Genomic DNA, 20,387 nt, shown 5'->3' on the forward strand with positions numbered 1-20,387 from the left:
GATTTCTTATGTTGGTGAGGAGTGCAACTCATAAAAAACGAGTAAAAATATAAGATATGATAAAACAAAAAACTACATCCTTTCTTAGCAACAATAAGTCAGAATGTAGTTTATTAATACGTTTATTTCTTAAATTTTATTTGCTAGTGTCGCCACAACCGCCAATGATTTTAGAAATAGAAACTGCTGGGTGCAGTAAGTAGTCGTAGTTACAGTCTTTTTCTTTATTGTATACGCTACCAGTACAGCCAGTCATTACGGTAATTACAGAAGCAATAAGTGCAATTTTAACAAAGTTTTTCATGAAAAAATTCCTTTTAAATTTTAGAGTTATAGAATGTGATTTTTATGCTTTAACTATATAAAAAAATAATAATATTTTCAATATTAATAATGTGTTTTTCATAAATAAAAACATAAAAACAATTATTTTATTTTAGTCTATATTAAAATTTATTTTTAAAATAAGTTTTTTTTAAATAATTAATATTAAAAAAAAAGATTTCATAAAATAAAGTTTAATTAAGTTAGTGATTGATTGTATAAATTAGAAATTATATTTAGTTAGTTTTAAAATGTGTATGGTTAGAAACATCAATTGATTATTTGTTAAATACTATCTTATGAATTTTCTTTATACATGGTATAATTCATCATTAAGGCTAATACTTGGTGTTTTGTGTAAGTAATGCATTGATTTATAAGGAGAAATTCAGTTCGCAAGTAGCTGTTGAGCTTGGGCGGTAGTGTGGGCATCGGTTTATGATAACTGTCAGCTGTGTTTCTAAGTATTAATACGTGATGGCAATGTTAATTGATAGCAAGCGCATTTTTATTAAAGAAAATCAATATAATATATAAAGAGTGAAAGAGTCATATGAAAATTCTTGTTACAGGTGGAGCTGGTTTTATTGGTTCAGCAGTTATTCGTTATTTGATAAATTATACAGATAATATAGTTATTAATGTCGATAAGTTGACTTATGCTGGCAATATTCAATCTTTATCTAGTGTTGAAAAAAATACTCGTTATTTTTTTGAAAAAAAAGATATTTGTAATCATGACGAAATGCTAAGAGTTTTCCTAGAACACCAGCCTAATATAGTAATGCATTTAGCTGCAGAATCTCATGTGGACCGTTCAATTGAAGGACCTGATGAATTTATAAAAACAAATATAATTGGAACATATACACTCCTTGAAGTTGCTAGAACTTATTGGCAAAATTTAGATAATGTGCAGAAATCTATATTCCGTTTTCATCATATATCAACGGACGAAGTGTATGGTGATTTAGATGGTACAAAAGATTTATTCACAGAAACTACTGCTTATTCTCCTTCATCTCCATATTCTGCATCGAAAGCATCTAGTGATCATTTAGTTAGAGCTTGGCTACGTACTTATGGTCTTCCCACAATAGTAACGAACTGCTCTAATAATTATGGTCCTTATCATTATCCAGAAAAGTTAATTCCATTAATGATTTTAAATGCGTTAGAAGGAAAGCCACTACCAGTGTATGGTAATGGGCAGCAAGTTCGTGATTGGTTATATGTAGAAGACCATGCTAAAGCATTGTATAAAGTTGTAATAGAAGGAAGAATAGGAGAAACCTATAATATTGGGGGGCATAATGAGAAAACTAATATAGAGGTTGTTAAAACAATTTGTAATCTGCTAGATGAGTTAGTACCAAATAAACCATTATCAATTACAAAGTACAGTGATCTTATAACTTATATTACAGATCGCCCTGGTCATGATTTACGGTATGCAATTGATGCAACTAAAATTAAAAATGAACTTAATTGGACACCAGAAGAAACTTTTGAATCAGGATTACGTAAAACTTTAGAATGGTATCTAGAAAATACTGAATGGGTAAATAATATTAGGAATAGAAGCTATCAAAGTTGGGTTAGTCAGCATTATGGAGAGGAAAAAAAGTGAAGATAGTTCTATTAGGTAAAAATGGACAAGTAGGTTGGGAGTTACAGAGAGCCCTTTCTCCACTAGGAGAATTGATTGCATTAGATCGTGCTTCTAATAATGAGTACTGTGGTGATCTTACTAAACCCATTGATTTAGCTAGAACAATAATAAGTATAAAACCTGATGTTATTGTTAACGCTGCTGCATATACGGCTGTAGATAAAGCGGAGGACGAAAAAGAACTTGCTCAGCAAGTAAATGGTGATGCTGTCAAAATGATTGCAAAATGTGCACAAGAGATTGGAGCATTGCTTATTCATTATTCAACCGATTATGTTTTTTCTGGTGTTGGTACTCACTTTTGGAATGAAGACGATAAAGTTTCAGCAATAAATACTTATGGCAGAACCAAATTGAGTGGTGAAAAATATATACAAGAATGTTGTTCTAATTATTTAATTTTACGAACAAGTTGGGTGTATTCTACTTTTGGTCATAATTTTGCAAAGACAATATTAAATTTAGCGAAAAATAAAGAAAAACTTTCTATTATTAATGATCAGTATGGAGCTCCAACAAGTGCAGAATTAATTGCTGATTGTACCGTAATTGCGTTAATGCAAACAATTAATAATGAAGATAAATGTGGAATATATCATTTAGTTGCATCTGGAACTACAAATTGGTATGAATACACTCAATTAATTATTAAAGAAGCTAAAAGCAATGGTATTAAATTGGTCTTAAATAAAATTGATGGTATACCTGCAATTAATTATCCTTTACCTGCAAGACGACCTTATAATTCTAGAATGAATAATGAAAAATTTAAAAAAGCATTTAGTGTAGAATTGCCTGATTGGAAAGTTGGAATTGTTAGGTTAATTAAAGAATTATCATTTAGTTAATTTTAAGATATTATAATTTTCTCTAGATATTTAAGCGATTTTCTTGATTTTTTCAATGATAAAAATATCATAATTAAAATATATATTTTATAGGATAGTTATAAAAAATGAAAGTAATTGAAACTAAAATAAAAGATATAAAAATCATAGAACCTAGAGTGTTTGGTGATGAACGAGGTTTTTTTATGGAAACATGGAATCAGAATTGCTTTGATGAACTTGTAGGGAGGAGGGAAGTTTTTTTTGTTCAAGATAATCATTCAAAGTCTAAAAAAGGAGTTTTACGAGGATTGCATTTTCAAACTGAAAATACACAGGGAAAACTAGTTAGAGTTATATCTGGTGAAGTTTTTGATGTGGCTGTTGATGTAAGAAAAAACTCTTCAACATTTGGTCAATGGGTAGGTGTATACCTTTCAGACACTAACAAACGCCAACTTTGGATACCAGAAGGTTTTGCTCATGGGTTTTATGTAGTAAGTGATGTAGCTGAATTTGTTTATAAATGCACTGATTATTATAATCCAGCGGCAGAATTATGTATTGCCTGGAATGACCCTGATATTAATATTGTATGGCCAGATATGACACTACCTAATTTGTCAGAAAAAGATAAATTGGGTATAAGTTTAAAAAAATTTGAGACTCTTTAATATGAATATTAGACTCATACAATTGCAAAGTTATGGTGACGAACGAGGCTCTTTAGTTGCATTAGAAGATCATAAGAATATCCCTTTTACAATAAAAAGAGTTTATTATATTTTTGATACAAAAGAAAAAGTTATTAGAGGTTATCACGCACATAAGAAACTAAAACAATTAGCTATTGTTTTAAAAGGTTCATGTCGCTTTAAATTAGATGATGGTAAAGAAAAAATAGATATATTACTCGATAATCCTGCACAAGGTTTATATATAGAATCTTTTATTTGGAGAGAAATGTTTGATTTCTCTGAAGATTGTGTCTTATTGGTCTTGGCTGATTCTTATTATGATGAAGCTGATTATGTAAGAGACTACGATAAATTTTTAGAAATGGTTGAGAGTAATTTATATTCTTCTGATATGTAAAAATAGTCAAGAATATTTGAATGAAATTTTCTTGGCTATTTAATTTTAAAATTAATACAGACCTTCTAGTGAGGTAGCTTAGTTATGGTGATATGATGATTGATACTGCCGAATCAAAAAAACAAATATTAAAATCTAGTATATTAATAGGCGGAGCATCAATTATAACGATATTGGTTGGGTTGATTAAAAATAAGGTAGTTGCTGAATTCTTAGGACCTGAGGGTATTGGTCTACTTGGATTAATGATTACAACTATGTCATTAGGCGCAACTATTTTTGGGATGGGATTAAATAATAGTGGAGTAAAAGAAATCGCATTTCAGAAAAATAATGATGGTGATTTAATAATAACCAAATACTCAATAATTTTTATCAATTTATTTCTTGGGTTATTAGCTATAATAATTATGTTACCTTCAATGAGTTATTTTTCTGTTTTTTTATTTAACAGTGAAAACTATAAAATTCATCTTTTTATTTTAGGGTTAGGTATTCTTTTTAGTATATTATCTAATTCTCCACAAATAATATTGCAAGGAGAGAGACAAATTATAGAATTAGCTAAAACTAAGATTTTCGGAGCAATTTTTTCCGCTATATTAGGAGTCTCTCTAATAATTTTTTATGATAAATCATCATTATCATTATCTTTATTTGTAATATCAGTACCATTTTTTACTTTATTATTTGGTTTTTATTATTCAGATATTTTTTATTTTATTAGAAAGACAAAAATTCCAAGATTCAGTATTCTTATAGCTAAATGGCATTCCCTTTTTTTGTTAGGGTTTGCCTTTATGTTAACACAAATATTAACAATACTATCTCAATTGATAGTACGTTCTATAATTGGCAAGGAACTTGATCTAAATAGCTTAGGATATTTTCAAGCTGCATGGCAAATATCTATGACTTATATTAGTTTTATTTTAATTGCTATGGCGTCAGATTATTTCCCTAGATTAAGTAGTATAATTAATAGAAAGATAGAGTCTAATAGATTGGTAAATGAGCAATTAGAAATTTCTCTAGTGTTTTCAGCTCCATTTTTATTATTGTTTTTAACTATCTCACCCTTAATTATAAATTTATTATATTCTTCACAATTTTCAGAATCGATAGTAATCCTTAGATGGCAAATATATGGTGACTTATTTAAAATAATAAGTTGGCCATTAAGTTTTGTATTATTGGCTAAAGGTAAGGGTAAAGTTTTTTTTATGGTGGAACTAATATGGAATGCCTTATATGTTGGGTTGGTTTATTTAGGTATTGATAACTTTGGACTAAACATTGTAGGGTATGCTTTTTTTATTAGTTTCGTTATATATTCAATTATTGTTTTATATATAGTAAATAAAAGTAATAAATTTGTTTTTTCAAAACAAAATACTATATTTATATTTTTGTTAATTTTGTTTTTAGGTTTAATTCTTTCCTCGACATATATTTCTGAAGTTTTCTCTTTGATTTTGGGTGGTATTATAAGTATTATTTCAATTTTCTTTACACTTGAGTCTATTAATAAGTTAAATATTAATAATAGAAAAATAAAAAAGGTTCTAGAGTGTTATAATAGGGTTAAGTTTTGGAAACTTCTAAAGTAAATTTATTTATGGTGTAAATATAATGAATTTTTATAAACTAAGAAAAGAAATAAAAAAAACAAAAATATTGGAAGACAAGATTACTCTATGTGAATTATATGCTAATTTAATGATGGGAAGTCAATATGATTTATCAGAGATAATAGAACTAGAGAAAGAAGTCATATCATCATTTGAATTTATTATTTCAGAACATGAGTATTTAAGTTTGGGAGATAAAAAGAATATTTGCCATGTAATTAGCACACCTTATTTGGAAGGTGGGCATACTAGGCTATGTGAAAATATAGCAGAGATGGATAATAAAGAGGATGCAAACCTATTTATAACTAGAAGTGTTAAAAATTCCGTACTTATTAGATTAAATAATTATTTTACTGCGATAGAAATAGCAGAAGCAGTAGCACCAATTGAAAAAATAAAAGAAATTATAAGTCATTTAAGTAAGTTTAATAATTTAGTTCTTTATATACATCCTGATGATATCTTAACAGTAATTGCTGTTGGACTATTAAAAAAAACGTATAAAAATATTAATGTATTCTTTATTAATCATGCAGATCACTTATTCTTTTTTGGGCGCTCAGTGATCGATTTAATGTTTTTAATTTCTTATCGGGGATATGAGGTAGAAAAATCGAATAAAAATATTTCATATAAATTAAGTTTTATTGGTATCCCGATTGAAACCAAAAATGAACCTGCATTAACATATAACGTAAAAAAAATCCTTATTGCAGGTTCTTCTTATAAAATGAAACCTAATCGAACAGTATCAATACAAAATGAAATAGAAAACTACTTGAATGAAAATATTCATTCACAATTAATAGCGATTGGGGTAAAAAGTACGGATTATTGGTGGTGGCGTGTTAAAATTAAGCATTGGAATCGCATTAAATTATATGATTCTTTAAATTATTCACGTTATATGTCTTTACTAAAAGAATGTGATACATGCATTGATACAGCTCCAACTACGGGTGGTACAGCATTTGCTGAAATGTATCTAAATGGTCTAAGACCTCTAGCAATTTATAGTGGCATATATGGTTATACGCCTTTGGATAGTATTCGTGGTAAAACTTTAAAAGAATCAGAGAGTAAGGGGAAATTAGTATTTAATGATTTGTATAAAGAATTAGAATTAGTTCATGGTAAGAATAATGTTAAAAAGAGATATAAAGACGGATTAAATTTTAACTGCCATGAAATTCCTAGTTGCTTGAGTAAATTAAATAATGATTTAAAAATGTACTCTAGTAATCATAGAAAAGTAATATCAAAAAATTTACTTAAGAAATTATTTTTTTCAAGTACTTTAGGTATTTATGAAAAAGTACATTTTTTTATTTTCGATTTTGATTGTTTAGGGTTCATAAACTATTATCTTATTAAAATCTTGAAGTTAAATAAGAAAAAAATCAGATAATACTTTTAATTTATTTAAGGTATATCAATAATGCTTGGTTTAGTTATATTAAATTATAAAACATATATAGATACAAAAGAGTTAATTTTTTCATTAATGAAAGTTAACATTGACTATAATATTAAGATATTTATTGTAGATAATGATTCTAATACAAGTGAATTAGATAATTTGAAATTAGCTCTAAAAACAGAAGTTCTGGATATCATATTTATTCCAGTAAAAAGTAATATTGGATTTGCAAATGGAATGAATGTTGGTATTGAATATGCCAGAGAATCAGGATGTGAATATATAATCTGCTCAAATAGTGACATACTATTCCCCGTGGATTTTTCATTCTCAAGTTTAATAAAGCCTTATTTATCTGATAATAATGTAGCAATGATTGGACCAAGAATTCAAAATTTATCAGGAAATGAACAGAATCCACTTTATATTAATGACCCTTTTAATGATACAATAAAAACAAAATTAATAAAGTTTTTTCTTTTAATTCCTTTTTTTGGTAAAGCTATTTATTTTTCTAGAGGGATTCTAAAAGAATATTTAATGGAAAATAAAAAAAAGAAAAATTTAAATATTCTTGAGAATGATGATGTTTATTGCTTGCATGGTTCATTTTTTTTATTAACACCTAGTTATTTCAAATATTATTTTGATTTAGATAAAAATACATTTTTATATTTTGAAGAGTTAATTTTAGCAAAAAGAATAAGTTCTAAAAATCTTATATCTAAATTAAATACTAATGTTTTTATTATTCATAAAGAAGACTCATCAACTAATTTTATTTTTAAAAATAAAAAACTCTCAAAAAAAATGTTTGTTTTAAGAGAAAACTATAAGTCTTTTAAGTACTTTTGTAAGAATTATTTAGCTTGATATTTAATTGGATGATTATAATTTACCATTAATACAATATATTGGACGCTCTAGATGAAAGTTATTGCATATTATCTTCCTCAATTTCATGAAATTCCTGAAAACAATGAATGGTGGGGGAAAGGGTTTACAGAATGGACTAATGTAAAAAAAGCAAAACCATTATTTAAAGATCATCTTCAACCAAGAATTCCTTTAAATAATAATTACTATGATCTATCTGATACAAAAGTAATGGAAAAACAGGCCGAGATGGCTAAAAGTTATGGTGTTGATGCTTTTTGTTTCTATCATTATTGGTTTGATGGTAAACTTTTGTTAGAGAAACCATTATTAAATTTATTAGATAATAAAAATATCAAAATTGATTTTTGCCTTTCTTGGGCGAATGAACCATGGGCAAGAACGTGGGATGGGAAAGACAAGGATGTATTAGTTGCTCAGAACTATGGTAGTTCTACTGATTGGGAAAAACATTTTAATTATTTAGTGAAATATTTTAAAGATGAGCGTTATATTAAAATCAATGGCAGTCCCATGTTATTGATATATAAATCTAAAAATATTCCTAATTTTGATGACATGTTATTGTATTGGAATGATTTGGCTATTAAACATGGATTTGAAAAAGGTTTACATATAGTAGAAACAATGGCCGGTCAACAAGCTCAACCAATATCTAGTTTTACCAAAGCTGTTGTTGAATTTGAGCCTAGTTTATCTTTAGGATTAAATAGCGATCGCATTTACTGGTTAAAAAATAAAATAAAAATGTTGATTAATAAGGGATTGTATCGCATGGATTATATGTCTCTTACAAAAAAATCCACTCAAAGAAACTGTGATTATGGAAAACAGTGTTATTTGGGATGTTTCCCAGGATGGGATAATACACCAAGAAAACAAAATCGAGGAGTCGTTTTTGACAATGCGAATCCAGATAATTTTTATGAGTATCTAGTTACACAAATGAAAAAATCTAGCATTGATTCTTTTCTATTTATTAATGCTTGGAACGAATGGGCCGAAGGAGCTTATTTAGAGCCTGATGAATATAATGGCTATGGCTTTTTAGAAGCTGTAAAAAATGCAAAAAATACTGTATTTGGAGATAAGTAGTTGAATAAAGTAATTACATCTTTAATTTCTATAATTATTTTTATTTTAAATCCAACACTTTGGTTTTCTTTTGGTATATTTTCTACATCTAATAATTCTAGGTTAAATTTTTTTCTATTAGCTTTCTTTCTAGGTATTATTGGTTTTTCTATCTTCCCTTGGGGAGATGGTTATGAACGATTTCTTGCTTTTGAGAGATCACAATATTTTGATTTTATGGGTTTTTTGAAGTATGGAATAGCACAAGGGGACGTGCTATTTTATGCATTATCTTACTTTTTTAAAAGTAATGATATATCTTATCAATATATGCAATTTACTTTTGTCTTTTTGGGATTTCTGATTATATTTTCATTATTTCGGCAATTAACTATAAATATTAAATATAAAGACAGATTTCTAATCTTAATAATACTTTTATTTCTTGTTAATCTAATTTCTTTAGCTAATAATATGCGTTATTCTTTTGCTACAATATTAGTTTTACAGGCAATTTTTTTTAGAGAATTTAAAGGAAAAAATTTATATTTTTATATAATAATTATTATTGCAACTCTAACTCATTTTTATTCAATTTTATTATTTTTTCTATATATGTTTTTTTCTAGACTTGTGGTTTTATTAGATAGAAAAAAGGTATTAACATTATTATTTTTTAGTTTATTTTTTATTTTTTTATTACCACCTATTATTAACTATATTGCCATAATAATTTCTTCTGGTAATAATATTTTCTCTAGAAAAGTTGCTAGTTATCTTCTTGGTAATGATGGCCTTATTACTAAAATGATCTCTAGTCCTCAACAGGCTTTGCATAATGTTATATTACAATTACCATTATTTAGTTTAGTATATTATTTTATTAGATATGGAAATTATAATTGTAAAAATACTAAATTCTTTCTTGTTTTTTTCTGTTTCTGTATTTCTCTTGTTTATTTTTATTCTGTTTATTTGAGATTAAGTTATTTCTGCCTTCTCTATGGTTTCTTTTTATTACTAAAAAACTGGGAAGTTGCACGGATTCATAAAATGTGGTTGAGTTTACTCTTTATTTTTTCTTTCTTCTTTTTTACTGTGCAGGTGGTTTATTTTCAACGAATCATTCTCAGAGATAATATAATGTTGGTTAACGAAAACACAGTTTGTCTAATATCAAAACCTATTTTTATGTTAAATGATTGTATATATACAAAAACTGATATTCACAGTGGTAATACTGAGTTTAAAATTTTAAAAGCAGAATCTATACAACGAACAATGGATATTATTTCAAAATAGTTGTAAGACATACTAAAATTATTTAGTATGTCTTAAGTATCTTAAATAATTTAGACAGGGTATCGTTATATTTTATAAATATCTGAGTGATTTCACCATACGGATCTCACAATCACTATGTCCAGTGTTGCCTAATGCTTCATCAATAAATTCGAATCCTAGTTTTTCGTATAAACCGACAGCCGCTTTTAAGATATCAGTGGTTTCTAAATAGCAACGGCTAAAGCCTTGCTCTTTACCAAATTCAAGAGATTGCAGAACGATTTTTTTCGCAATACCTTTGCCACGTAATTTGGATGAAAGGTACATTTTTTGTAGTTCACAAGTATTGCCATCGCCACCAGCAAGTGGTGCGACACCCCCTCCACCAACAACTTCTCCATCCATTTCAACAACCCAGTAAGCACTGCGTGGCTGATGATAAACTTCATAGAGGGTATCTAAAATTGGATCGGCAACCGCAAAGCCTTTATCGGCAGTTAAACCGTGCTCTGCTGAGACTTCACGAATAACGCGTGCAATACCTGCGTTGTCTTTTTCTTCAATGGCTCGGATAACAATATTTGAGTTTATAGTTTGGGTTGCAGTCATAGTTGCACTCATCGTTTTCACTTATTAGTAGAATATTTTTTGATTATTTATTGAGAGAGCACCGGAAAGGAACTTCTTCATTGAAAGTAGCACGGATGGCTACAAAAACTATCTTAATTGATTAAGCGTGTTTGTAAACCGTTAGCCCTCCTCTTTGCTTAACTTTCCACTTTATTTCTAGCGTTATATTTTAGTGAGTGATTAAATTTAAGCGAAAATAAGGGATGAAAGGGCGTATTTACGAGAATAGAACCGTAAATAATAAGAAATTAAGTGAAAAATGGTTTTATTTTCTGACTGAAAGAGACTAAGTAAAAACCCGCGATAAACGCGGGTTTTCATTATCAATATCAGGGTCTTTAAAGCGATAGTGCTTATAAAGAGGCGATAGAGACTTTCTGTGCAATTAGCTTCTCTTTCGCACTTAAGCATGTCGCTAAGCGTTCACGCTCTTTAGCAACAACCGCTTCTGGCGCACGGTTTACAAAGCCATCGTTAGATAATTTGCTGTCTAAAGTTGAGATATCTTTTTCTACTTTTTCCAGCTCTTTATCTAAACGTGCAAGCTCTGCATCTTTATCGATAAAGCCCGCCATTGGGATCAGCAATTCTGCACCGCTAACCAGTTTAGTCACTGATAATGGCGCTTCTTCACCTTCTGCTAATGGGCGAATATCCGCTAAACGACCCATGGCTTTTAAGAAACCAATATTGTCATTGACACGGCGCTTAGCATTGTCATCCGCACCACGTAAAATAACATCAAGTGGTTTACCTGGGGCTATATTCATTTCAGCACGGATATTACGAACGGCAACGATAACTTCTTTGATCCACTCAAGATCGTTAAGTGCTTGTTCATCTACCAGTGAAGCATCGAACTCTGGGAAAGCTTGTAGCATGATGGTTTCACCTTCAATGCCTTTCACTTCCTTCACGCGTTGCCAAATTGTCTCTGTGATAAATGGAATGATTGGATGTGCAAGACGCAGTAAGCCTTCTAACACTTCAATCAGTGTATGACGTGCTGCGCGTTTTTGTGCATCATTACCTTTGTGTACCGCAGGTTTTGATAGTTCAAGATACCAGTCACAGAATTGGTTCCAAGTGAACTCATATAAAATACCCGCAGCGATATCGAAACGATAGTTGTCTAACGCCTCACGATAGGCTTTAACGGTATTGTTAAATTCAGCTAAGATCCAACGGTCAGCCAGTGAGAATGTCATCTCACCACCTTGGTAGCCACAATCTTGATCTTCCGTATTCATCAGAACAAAGCGGCTTGCGTTCCATAACTTGTTACAGAAGTTACGGTAACCAGATAGACGTTTCATATCCCAGTTAATATCGCGACCAGTTGAAGCTAGTGCGGCTAAGGTAAAGCGTAGGGCATCTGTGCCGTGTGCTTCAATACCTTCTGGGAACTCTTTGCTAGTACGTTTAGCAATTTTTTCAGCCATTTGTGGCTGCATCATATTGCCAGTACGTTTTTCTAATAAATTTTCTAATGAAATACCGTCGATCATATCCAGAGGATCAAGTACGTTTCCTTTGGATTTTGACATCTTCTGGCCTTCTTCATCACGAATAAGCCCTGTCATATAAACTGTATTAAATGGAATTTGCGGTTTGCCGTCTTCGTCTTTGATAAAGTGCATGGTCATCATGATCATGCGAGCGATCCAGAAGAAAATGATATCAAAGCCACTGACTAACACATTTGTTGGGTGGAATGTTTTTAGTGCTTCGGTGTTTTCAGGCCAGCCTAATGTTGAAAATGTCCACAGTGCGGATGAGAACCATGTATCGAGTACGTCTTCATCCTGGCGTAATACGACATCAGCGGCGATATTGTTTTCACGACGAACTTCTTCCTCGTCACGACCTACATAGACATTGCCTTCATTGTCGTACCAAGCAGGGATACGGTGACCCCACCACAGTTGACGAGAAATACACCAATCTTGGATATCATTCATCCATGAGAAGTACATGTTTTCGTACTGTTTTGGTACAAATTGGATATCACCATTTTTAACAGCTTCAACTGCGGGTTTCGCTAAAGGTGCCGCGCGAACATACCATTGGTCTGTCAGTAAAGGCTCGATAACAACACCACCACGGTCACCGTAAGGTACGGTTAAATCGTGAGGTTTGATCTCTTCTAATAAACCTAAACGTTCAAATTCAGCAACCATCGCTTTACGTGCTGCGAAACGTTCCATGCCTTGGTAGGCTTTTGGAATTTCAGTGCTATAAACGTCAGATTCAACACCGTTGGTGTCTAATACTTCTGCGCTAACACGGATATTACCATCAAAATCCATGATATTAATCATTGGTAATTGATGACGACGTCCAACTTCATAGTCATTAAAGTCATGGGCAGGGGTGATTTTTACGCAACCAGTACCTTTTTCCATATCCGCGTGTTCGTCCGCTAAAATAGGAATACGGCGGTTGACGATTGGTAGAATAATTTCTTTACCAATTAAATCTTTATAACGTGGATCTTCTGGGTTAACCGCAACACCAGTATCACCTAACATGGTTTCTGGGCGAGTAGTTGCAACAATGAGGTAATCTTTACCTTCAGCTGTTTTTGCCCCATCCGCTAAAGGATAACGCAAGTGCCACATTGAACCTTTAACTTCACGGTTTTCGACTTCAAGATCAGAAATCGCCGTGTGTAATTTAGGATCCCAGTTAACAAGGCGTTTACCACGGTAGATAAGGTCTTCTTTGTGTAAACGCACAAAGGCTTCTTTAACCGCTTTAGATAAACCTTCGTCCATGGTGAAACGTTCACGTTCCCAATCAACAGAATTACCTAAACGACGCATTTGGTTAGAAATATTACCGCCTGATTCCGCTTTCCACTCCCAAATTTTGTCGATAAATGCATCACGACCATAGTCATGACGATTTTTACCTTCTTCAGCAGCAATTTTACGCTCAACAACCATTTGAGTTGCGATACCCGCATGGTCAGTTCCTGACTGCCATAAGGTGTTTTTACCTTGCATGCGTTGATAACGGATCATGGTATCCATAATGGTCTGCTGGAAAGCATGGCCCATATGTAGGCTACCAGTGACATTTGGTGGTGGGATCACGATACAAAAGCTTTCTTTCGTTGTATCGCCATTGGCTTTAAAGTAGCCGTTTTTTTCCCAATGTTGATACAGAGGTTGTTCAATCTCTGCTGGATTATAAGTTGTGTCGAGCGATGGCTCTTTCGGTGCGGATTTATTTTCCATATTTTTTACGTATTCAATAGGTTGGCGGCGTAGCCATTGTCAAAGTAAAGCCGACGCTACGATAAATTTTATATCGTTCACGCGCCAACTGTTTCAATTGTTCATCAATAGGTACAAAGTCTATCACTTCATGGAAAGCTGTGGCAAAGTCTACGAATTGTGATTGTAAATTAATCAGAAGATCACGAGGTGCATTACCACGTTTTCCAGGCCAACATAATTCAACAGGAGAGCCATAACGAGGGCCTTCACCTGCAAGATTATGAGGAACAAACTGATGAGGTTCTCTTGCCCATAATGCCTCATCAAGCAATTCTGCTTGAGCCTGAGACTCACAAACTAACAAAATTCGTTTGCCTAATCGCCAATGTTCAGCAGTAAGTTGACAGGCAAGCCACTCATGAGCCTGTAAATCGTCATGTATTGATGGGTGTTCCATTAAATAAAACGTGGCGTTTTTCATGATATCCCGATAACAGAAGGGTATTGCGTTGCAATACCCTTCTTGGAGTCTGCTCTATTTACCATAATAATAGGGTAATACCTTAACCCTGATAATTATGCGGTATTACTCGTCGCTATTCAAACCCGCGCGATTAAGTAAAAACTGAGACAGTAAAGAAACAGGACGACCTGTTGCACCTTTTGCTTTACCAGAGCGCCATGCTGTACCTGCAATATCCAAGTGAGCCCAGTTATATTTCGTTGCAAAACGCGCTAAGAAACAACCAGCGGTAATTGCGCCACCTAAACGGCCACCTGTATTGGCTAAATCAGCAAAATTAGATTCAATTTGTTCATAGAACTCATCGCCTAATGGTAAACGCCAAGCGCGATCACCCGCTTGCTCTGATGCATTCATTAACTCATGTGCTAACGGATTATGATTAGACATTAATCCGCTGTAGTGATGCCCTAAAGCCACCATACATGCACCTGTTAATGTTGCAATATCGACAACTAACTCAGGCTCAAAGCGCTCAACATAAGTTAACGTATCACATAGAACTAAGCGGCCTTCAGCATCAGTGTTTAATACTTCAACGGTTTGGCCGGACATAGTTGTTAAGATATCACCAGGGCGATAGGCTTTTCCACCCGGCATATTTTCACAACCCGCAAGTACACCAATAACGTTAATCGGTAATTGTAGTTCTGCAACCACACGCATCACGCCATAGACTGTTGCGGCACCACACATGTCATATTTCATCTCATCCATGCCATCAGCAGGTTTGATAGAAATACCACCCGAGTCAAATGTCAGCCCTTTACCGACCAATATGATTGGGCGAGCTTCAGGATCTTTACTGCCTTTGTACTCAATGATAGACATTAAAGATTCATTTTGAGAGCCCTGGCCTACCGCAAGGTAAGCGTTCATGTTGAGCTCTTTCATTTGCTCTTCGCCAATAACACGCGTAGAAACATTTGAAGAGGAGTCTGCCAATTGACGCGCTTGAGAAGCTAAATAAGCGGCATTACAGATATTGGGTGGCATGTTTGCTAAATCTTTACATGCTTTAATACCTGATGCGATGGCTAAACCGTGAGCAATGGCACGTTCACCACTAGGTAGTTCACGACGAGTAGGTACATTAAAGACCATTTTACGTAATGGGCGACGTAGTTCTGTCTTATTGCTCTTTAGTTGATCAAAGGTATAGAGGCAGTCTTTTGCAGTCTCAACCGCTTGACGTACTTTCCAGTAGTTATTACGACCTTTAACATGCAACTCAGTGAGAAAGCAAACCGCTTCCATTGAGCCAGTTTCATTGAGCGTGTTAATGGTTTTTTGAATGATTTGTTTATATTGACGTTCATCCAACTCACGCTCTTTACCGCAACCGATCAGTAAAACGCGCTCAGAGAGAACATTAGGTACATGATGTAACAGCAGTGATTGCCCAACTTTGCCTTCCAGTTCACCTCGACGTAACAAGGCGCTGATATAGCCATCACTGATTTTATCAAGTTGCTCCGCGATCGGAGATAAACGACGAGGCTCAAACACCCCCACGATAATACAAGCGCTGCGTTGTTTCTCTGGGCTGCCGCTTTTTACATTAAACTCCATGCGTTCTCCTGAATATTAAAGACAAAAACGGAAAGTATCGTTTAGAATAGTGATCCGCATTAATCTACCCCATAGAAAGTTTACTTTTTATGTTAAGCTAAATGCATTAATTGAACACAACTAATTTAGCTAACTTATAAGCTTGTTCTTATTGGGAACCTGTTTATAGCATGTTTTGATATCATTTGGGCTGCAAGAATGTCTAACTGAGATGCACAAATGATAGATATACAACGAAGTTAGCGATTTTCCTGCAAAAAGACAAGTTTTCACAGGCATAACTAGCGTGATTATAATTCGATATTTAGCTCGGGAAACCCTTAAAAGTCAGATAGCCATCTTATTTATTCTGATGCTTATCTTCTTTAGCCAGAAACTGGTTGAGATTTTAGGGGCTGCTGTAGAAGGTAACATTCCTACAAACCTTGTGATTTCTCTGCTGTGGCTGGGAATTCCCGAGATGGCACAGCTTATTCTTCCACTAAGCCTTTTTCTTGGGCTTCTGATGACTTACAGCAAACTTTATGTTGAAAGTGAGATAACCGTCATGAATGCGTGCGGGATAGGTAAAAAAGCCTTAGTGCAAGCCGCACTGTTGCTTTCATTACTGACTAGCGCATTAGCAGCAGGAAATGTGATTTGGCTTATTCCATGGTCATCAGCACATCAAGAGCAAGTGCTTGAAGATGCCAAGGCGAACCCAAGTTTAGCAGCCTTGATGGAAGGACAATTTAAAATGTCCAATGATCGTAATATGGTGCTTTATCTTGGTAGCGTGAAAGGTAACCAATTCCAAGATGTGTTCCTCGCACAGTTACGCCCAACACAAGATCAGCGCCCGTCTGTTGTGGTGGCAGATAAAGGCTATACCAAGGAATTGCCTAACGGAAATCAGATTGTTGTACTCAGTGAGGGAACTCGCTATGAAGGTACGGCTGTATTACGTGATTTTCGTATCACTGATTTTAATGACTACCAAGCTGTTATCGGACATCGTGAATCGACTATTAGTAGCAATCGTGTAGAGCAAAAAACGATGACTGAACTTTGGCATTCTAATGAAACAGAGTCTATTGCTGAATTCCATTGGCGATTAACTCTAATTTTCTCTGTTGTCATTATGGCTGTGATGGTGGTGCCTTTAAGCGAGGTAAATCCACGCCAAGGTCGTGTATTAAGCATGTTACCTGCAATGTTGCTTTATTTGGTCTTTTTCTTATTACAAAGTTCGTTGCATTCTAATGGCGAAAAAGGAAAAGTGGATCCCCTCATTGCGATGTGGAGCGTTAATGGTGTTTATCTTGGCTTAGCTATCTTATTAAATATTTGGGATACCTTGCCTATGCGTAAATTCCGAGCTCGCTTTAAGAAAGGAGTTGCCTGATGTTTGGTGTATTAGATAGATATATCGGGCGTACTATTTTACAGTCGATTTTGATGACACTATTTTTGCTTGTTTCATTATCGGGCATTATCAAGTTTGTCGATCAACTCCGTAAAGTAGGGCAAGGAGATTTCACCACACTTGATGCGGGTATTTATGCGATTTTAAATATCCTTAAAGACGTGCAGATCTTCTTCCCCATGGCCGCGTTACTCGGAGCATTATTAGGGTTAGGCGCATTAGCAACACGCAGTGAGCTGGTGGTGATGCAAGCATCAGGTTTTACCCGTTTGCAAATCGCAGGCTCCGTAATGAAAACAGCGATTCCATTAGTGTTGCTAACGGTTCTGATTGGCGAGTGGGGGGCACCACAAGGTGAACAATACGCACGTAATTATCGTGCAGAAAAAATTATGGGGAATTCTTTAGTTTCGACTAACCGCGGTATGTGGGCTAAAGATGGCAACCAATTTATTCATATCAACAGAATAAAGAGCCAAAATGAGATGCAAGGCATCACTCTCTATGATTTTAATAATGATAGAAAACTAGAAACAGTACGTTATGCATCAAGTGCAACCTATGATGTGGATAAAAAAACGTGGATGTTAAAACAGGTTGAGCAGTCAGATTTAACTGATCCACAAAAAATCACCGGTAAAAAACAGGTATCACTTGAATGGCCAACACGATTAACGCCAGAAAAATTAAGCGTTGTGGCGTTAGATCCTGATGCATTATCGATCAGTGGGCTTTATCAATACGTTAAATATCTAAAACAGAGTGGACAAGAATCAGCAAACTATGAGCTCAACTTCTGGAAAAAAATCTTTGCACCTATCTCTGTTGCAGTCATGATGTTGATGGCATTGTCATTTATCTTTGGCCCACTACGTACTGTGCCAATGGGATTAAGAGTCTTAACCGGGATTTCTTTTGGTTTCTTATTCTATATCGTCAATGAGGTGTCAGGGCGATTAAGCCTGGTTTATGGTATACCGGCAGTGATTGCAGCATTGGTGCCGGGGATCCTCTTCTTAACGTTGAGTTTATGGTTATTGATGAAGCGTAATCGCTAAGTCATATTAACCAGAAAATAATGTCAGTCTGAAAAATAAAAAGCGCCCTACAAGGCGCTTTTTTATTACTATTGGGCATGGATCACTGATAAAAATCTTTTGCCAGCGCGCGGACAAGGGCATTTGTGCCTTGAGTTACTTCACTAAATTTAGTGCCATTTGGCTTACGAGTGATAACGACAAATACACCAATATTTAATTCAGGTATGGTTGCCATATAAGTATTAAACCCGCCGCCACCCCCTGTTTTTTGGTAAATAGCCGGAATTCCATTTGCTGGCGCCATATAGACCCAACCTAAACCAATACCATCGGCACGCCCTGCAACATCCATACCTTCTATTGAAGAAAGTTGATTACGAGGAAAATAGACAGACTGTTCTTTGCTCGCCGTTGGTTTTCTCACCGCATTATGAGAGGTCAAAAAGCCTTGCATCCAACGTTGCATATCTGCTGGCGTTGAATACACGCCACCACTTCCCGCTGCTGCGATCGTGTCAGAACATGGACTTGGTTTATATCCGATTAATAATCGCTGACACTGTGTGGGCGTCGGCGTCAATGTGGTATTGGTCATACCTGCGGGTTGAGTGACATAGTGTTTTAAAAGTTGTGGATAACTTTTACCTGATGCTTTCACTAAGGCATCCGCTAATAAGTCATAGGCTAAATTTGAATATGACGCTTGATCACCTGCGGGCGATGTTAATGTCGCTTTTTTTAACCAATTCCAACGATCGCCATGGGTCGGCCAAATAAAAACAGGTCTGCCCCATTTTCCACCGGGTTGTTCTCGTGGAAAACCACTAGTATGGGTTGCTAAATGATAAAGACGGATAGGGGATTGAGTACTGACTAATGGGATATCGACGCCGTAATAGCTATATTTTTGCAGTGGATCAGTAACTAATAATTTTCCATCATCTTGTAGCTTTAGCATGACTTCACTGGTCATTAATTTTGTAATCGAAGCAATGCGAATAAGTGAGTTCATTGATGGTGCATGACGGCTTTCTGGGGTTGTTGTTCCAAAAGATCGGTTTAAGGTTTGAGAGTTATTGATCATAACAATAACCATGCCTTGGGGATTACTCTTTTGGTAAATCTGCGATGCATATTTATCAAACAACACACGCGCATTGCTTACATTGGGGCTTAATGCTGTCGGCCACTGTGCTAGTTCAGGTACATTATTCTGCTGATTTAACATAGAAGGCTGTGTTGCTGGTGGTAATGATGAACGCTGGCTACACGCATTCAATGTCAGCAAAGCGACCGGGATCATAAGATATTTTAGAAAATGTTTTTTCATTTTTACTTTCAACAGAAGTCAGTGAGGTGAAAGGAATGCGATCAACATAAGTGGTTTATGTTTTAAATTGGTGCCTTTCTTATCGCGCTATTTTTTCTTTATCATTTTTAATACGGCACCTAAGATAATACCAACAAATATACCTGTAATAATCCAGCCAACAATGCCCATAACAACACCTTCTAATCAGATTTAAACCAAATTTTGATTATATTATCAGAAATAAGAATGTCTATCAGTGCAAGAGCCGGTTATCAAAAAGTTGGCATTAAATGTGTTAAATTGTCTCTGATATAAAGATAGTGAAGAAAAACTGCATTATAAAAAGCTATTTCTCTCTTATTTCTCATCTAAAAATGAGATAAGTATTACTGTTAAGTTACAATCTTCCTCATTTATCGTGCATTTTTAGTCCTATTATTAGCTTTTCTTTATT

General features: G+C 34.0%; 17 protein-coding genes. 11 read left to right on the forward strand and 6 right to left on the reverse strand.

What is annotated here, in order from left to right; all coding sequences use genetic code 11:
* Positions 1 to 136 precede the first annotated feature (136 nt).
* Positions 137 to 304 carry a YhfL family protein gene (locus GWJ05_RS01130; protein ID WP_036914671.1) on the reverse strand — a complete coding sequence of 56 codons (168 nt, stop codon included), beginning with the start codon at positions 302 to 304 and terminating at the stop codon, positions 137 to 139.
* Between the two features lie 573 nt (positions 305 to 877).
* On the opposite strand from GWJ05_RS01130, the gene rfbB reads away from it, so the two are divergent.
* From rfbB to GWJ05_RS01175, 9 genes are all read left to right on the forward strand, one after another.
* The gene (rfbB, locus tag GWJ05_RS01135) at positions 878 to 1,954 is read left to right on the forward strand and encodes a dTDP-glucose 4,6-dehydratase (protein WP_161680898.1); all 1,077 of its coding nucleotides are present in this window, start codon (positions 878 to 880) and stop codon (positions 1,952 to 1,954) included.
* A complete protein-coding gene (gene rfbD, locus GWJ05_RS01140) occupies positions 1,951 to 2,844 on the forward strand; it encodes a dTDP-4-dehydrorhamnose reductase (RefSeq protein ID WP_161680900.1) in 894 nt (297 codons plus the stop codon). The genes rfbB and rfbD overlap by 4 nt, the downstream gene beginning before the upstream one ends.
* A gap of 107 nt (positions 2,845 to 2,951) precedes the next feature.
* Positions 2,952 to 3,497, forward strand: coding sequence for a dTDP-4-dehydrorhamnose 3,5-epimerase (rfbC, locus tag GWJ05_RS01145; protein ID WP_161680902.1), 546 nt, complete (start codon positions 2,952 to 2,954; stop codon positions 3,495 to 3,497).
* 1 nt (position 3,498) lies between these two features.
* Entirely contained in the window at positions 3,499 to 3,918 is a 420-nt protein-coding gene (locus GWJ05_RS01150; RefSeq protein WP_161680904.1) for a sugar 3,4-ketoisomerase, read from the forward strand.
* A gap of 95 nt (positions 3,919 to 4,013) precedes the next feature.
* A complete protein-coding gene (locus GWJ05_RS01155; RefSeq protein WP_161680906.1) occupies positions 4,014 to 5,528 on the forward strand; it encodes an O-antigen translocase in 1,515 nt (504 codons plus the stop codon).
* 22 nt (positions 5,529 to 5,550) lie between these two features.
* The gene (locus tag GWJ05_RS01160) at positions 5,551 to 6,960 is read left to right on the forward strand and encodes a hypothetical protein (protein ID WP_161680908.1); all 1,410 of its coding nucleotides are present in this window, start codon (positions 5,551 to 5,553) and stop codon (positions 6,958 to 6,960) included.
* A 30-nt stretch (positions 6,961 to 6,990) separates the two neighbouring features.
* Positions 6,991 to 7,845, forward strand: coding sequence for a glycosyltransferase (locus GWJ05_RS01165; RefSeq protein ID WP_161680910.1), 855 nt, complete (start codon positions 6,991 to 6,993; stop codon positions 7,843 to 7,845).
* A gap of 54 nt (positions 7,846 to 7,899) precedes the next feature.
* A complete protein-coding gene (locus tag GWJ05_RS01170; RefSeq protein WP_161680912.1) occupies positions 7,900 to 8,964 on the forward strand; it encodes a glycosyltransferase WbsX family protein in 1,065 nt (354 codons plus the stop codon).
* Positions 8,965 to 10,245: an EpsG family protein gene (locus GWJ05_RS01175; RefSeq protein ID WP_161680914.1), complete on the forward strand. Its 1,281-nt coding sequence runs from the start codon at positions 8,965 to 8,967 to the stop codon at positions 10,243 to 10,245.
* Positions 10,246 to 10,317: 72 nt separating this feature from the next.
* Here GWJ05_RS01175 and GWJ05_RS01180 read toward each other — a convergent pair whose 3' ends face one another.
* The 4 genes from GWJ05_RS01180 to pepA all read right to left on the reverse strand — a co-directional run bounded on the left by GWJ05_RS01180 (position 10,318) and on the right by pepA (position 16,176).
* Positions 10,318 to 10,836 carry a GNAT family N-acetyltransferase gene (locus GWJ05_RS01180; RefSeq protein ID WP_161680920.1) on the reverse strand — a complete coding sequence of 173 codons (519 nt, stop codon included), beginning with the start codon at positions 10,834 to 10,836 and terminating at the stop codon, positions 10,318 to 10,320.
* Positions 10,837 to 11,210: 374 nt separating this feature from the next.
* Entirely contained in the window at positions 11,211 to 14,099 is a 2,889-nt protein-coding gene (locus GWJ05_RS01185; RefSeq protein WP_036939248.1) for a valine--tRNA ligase, read from the reverse strand.
* Between the two features lie 13 nt (positions 14,100 to 14,112).
* Positions 14,113 to 14,562 carry a DNA polymerase III subunit chi gene (locus GWJ05_RS01190; RefSeq protein ID WP_023583544.1) on the reverse strand — a complete coding sequence of 150 codons (450 nt, stop codon included), beginning with the start codon at positions 14,560 to 14,562 and terminating at the stop codon, positions 14,113 to 14,115.
* A gap of 105 nt (positions 14,563 to 14,667) precedes the next feature.
* The gene (gene pepA / locus GWJ05_RS01195; RefSeq protein WP_115370507.1) at positions 14,668 to 16,176 is read right to left on the reverse strand and encodes a leucyl aminopeptidase; all 1,509 of its coding nucleotides are present in this window, start codon (positions 16,174 to 16,176) and stop codon (positions 14,668 to 14,670) included.
* 286 nt (positions 16,177 to 16,462) lie between these two features.
* Here pepA and lptF point away from each other — a divergent pair, with 286 nt between their 5' ends.
* Both lptF and lptG read left to right on the forward strand, forming a co-directional pair.
* The gene (gene lptF / locus GWJ05_RS01200; protein WP_036939240.1) at positions 16,463 to 17,560 is read left to right on the forward strand and encodes an LPS export ABC transporter permease LptF; all 1,098 of its coding nucleotides are present in this window, start codon (positions 16,463 to 16,465) and stop codon (positions 17,558 to 17,560) included.
* Positions 17,560 to 18,639, forward strand: a complete 1,080-nt coding sequence (gene lptG, locus GWJ05_RS01205) for an LPS export ABC transporter permease LptG (protein WP_036939237.1) — start codon at positions 17,560 to 17,562, stop codon at positions 18,637 to 18,639. The genes lptF and lptG overlap by 1 nt, the downstream gene beginning before the upstream one ends.
* A gap of 82 nt (positions 18,640 to 18,721) precedes the next feature.
* On the opposite strand, the gene ampH is transcribed toward lptG, so the two are convergent.
* Entirely contained in the window at positions 18,722 to 19,951 is a 1,230-nt protein-coding gene (gene ampH / locus GWJ05_RS01210; protein WP_036939234.1) for a D-alanyl-D-alanine-carboxypeptidase/endopeptidase AmpH, read from the reverse strand.
* Positions 19,952 to 20,387: the final 436 nt, after the last annotated feature.

Source organism: Proteus sp. G2626 (assembly GCF_009915985.1).
GTDB classification, from domain to species: Bacteria; Pseudomonadota; Gammaproteobacteria; order Enterobacterales; family Enterobacteriaceae; genus Proteus; species Proteus vulgaris.

What these genes read in the sequence shown, in the direction of transcription:
- rfbB (WP_161680898.1), top strand. Translation starts at nt 878, where the DNA reads ATGAAAATTCTTGTTACAGGTGGAGCTGGTTTTATTGGTTCAGCAGTT.
- GWJ05_RS01160 (WP_161680908.1), top strand. Translation starts at nt 5,551, where the DNA reads ATGAATTTTTATAAACTAAGAAAAGAAATAAAAAAAACAAAAATATTG.
- rfbC (WP_161680902.1), top strand. Translation starts at nt 2,952, where the DNA reads ATGAAAGTAATTGAAACTAAAATAAAAGATATAAAAATCATAGAACCT.
- GWJ05_RS01165 (WP_161680910.1), top strand. Translation starts at nt 6,991, where the DNA reads ATGCTTGGTTTAGTTATATTAAATTATAAAACATATATAGATACAAAA.
- GWJ05_RS01130 (WP_036914671.1), bottom strand. Translation starts at nt 304, where the DNA reads ATGAAAAACTTTGTTAAAATTGCACTTATTGCTTCTGTAATTACCGTA.
- GWJ05_RS01170 (WP_161680912.1), top strand. Translation starts at nt 7,900, where the DNA reads ATGAAAGTTATTGCATATTATCTTCCTCAATTTCATGAAATTCCTGAA.
- ampH (WP_036939234.1), bottom strand. Translation starts at nt 19,951, where the DNA reads ATGAAAAAACATTTTCTAAAATATCTTATGATCCCGGTCGCTTTGCTG.
- GWJ05_RS01150 (WP_161680904.1), top strand. Translation starts at nt 3,499, where the DNA reads ATGAATATTAGACTCATACAATTGCAAAGTTATGGTGACGAACGAGGC.
- GWJ05_RS01190 (WP_023583544.1), bottom strand. Translation starts at nt 14,562, where the DNA reads ATGAAAAACGCCACGTTTTATTTAATGGAACACCCATCAATACATGAC.
- GWJ05_RS01155 (WP_161680906.1), top strand. Translation starts at nt 4,014, where the DNA reads ATGATTGATACTGCCGAATCAAAAAAACAAATATTAAAATCTAGTATA.
- GWJ05_RS01180 (WP_161680920.1), bottom strand. Translation starts at nt 10,836, where the DNA reads ATGACTGCAACCCAAACTATAAACTCAAATATTGTTATCCGAGCCATT.
- lptG (WP_036939237.1), top strand. Translation starts at nt 17,560, where the DNA reads ATGTTTGGTGTATTAGATAGATATATCGGGCGTACTATTTTACAGTCG.
- GWJ05_RS01185 (WP_036939248.1), bottom strand. Translation starts at nt 14,099, where the DNA reads ATGGAAAATAAATCCGCACCGAAAGAGCCATCGCTCGACACAACTTAT.
- pepA (WP_115370507.1), bottom strand. Translation starts at nt 16,176, where the DNA reads ATGGAGTTTAATGTAAAAAGCGGCAGCCCAGAGAAACAACGCAGCGCT.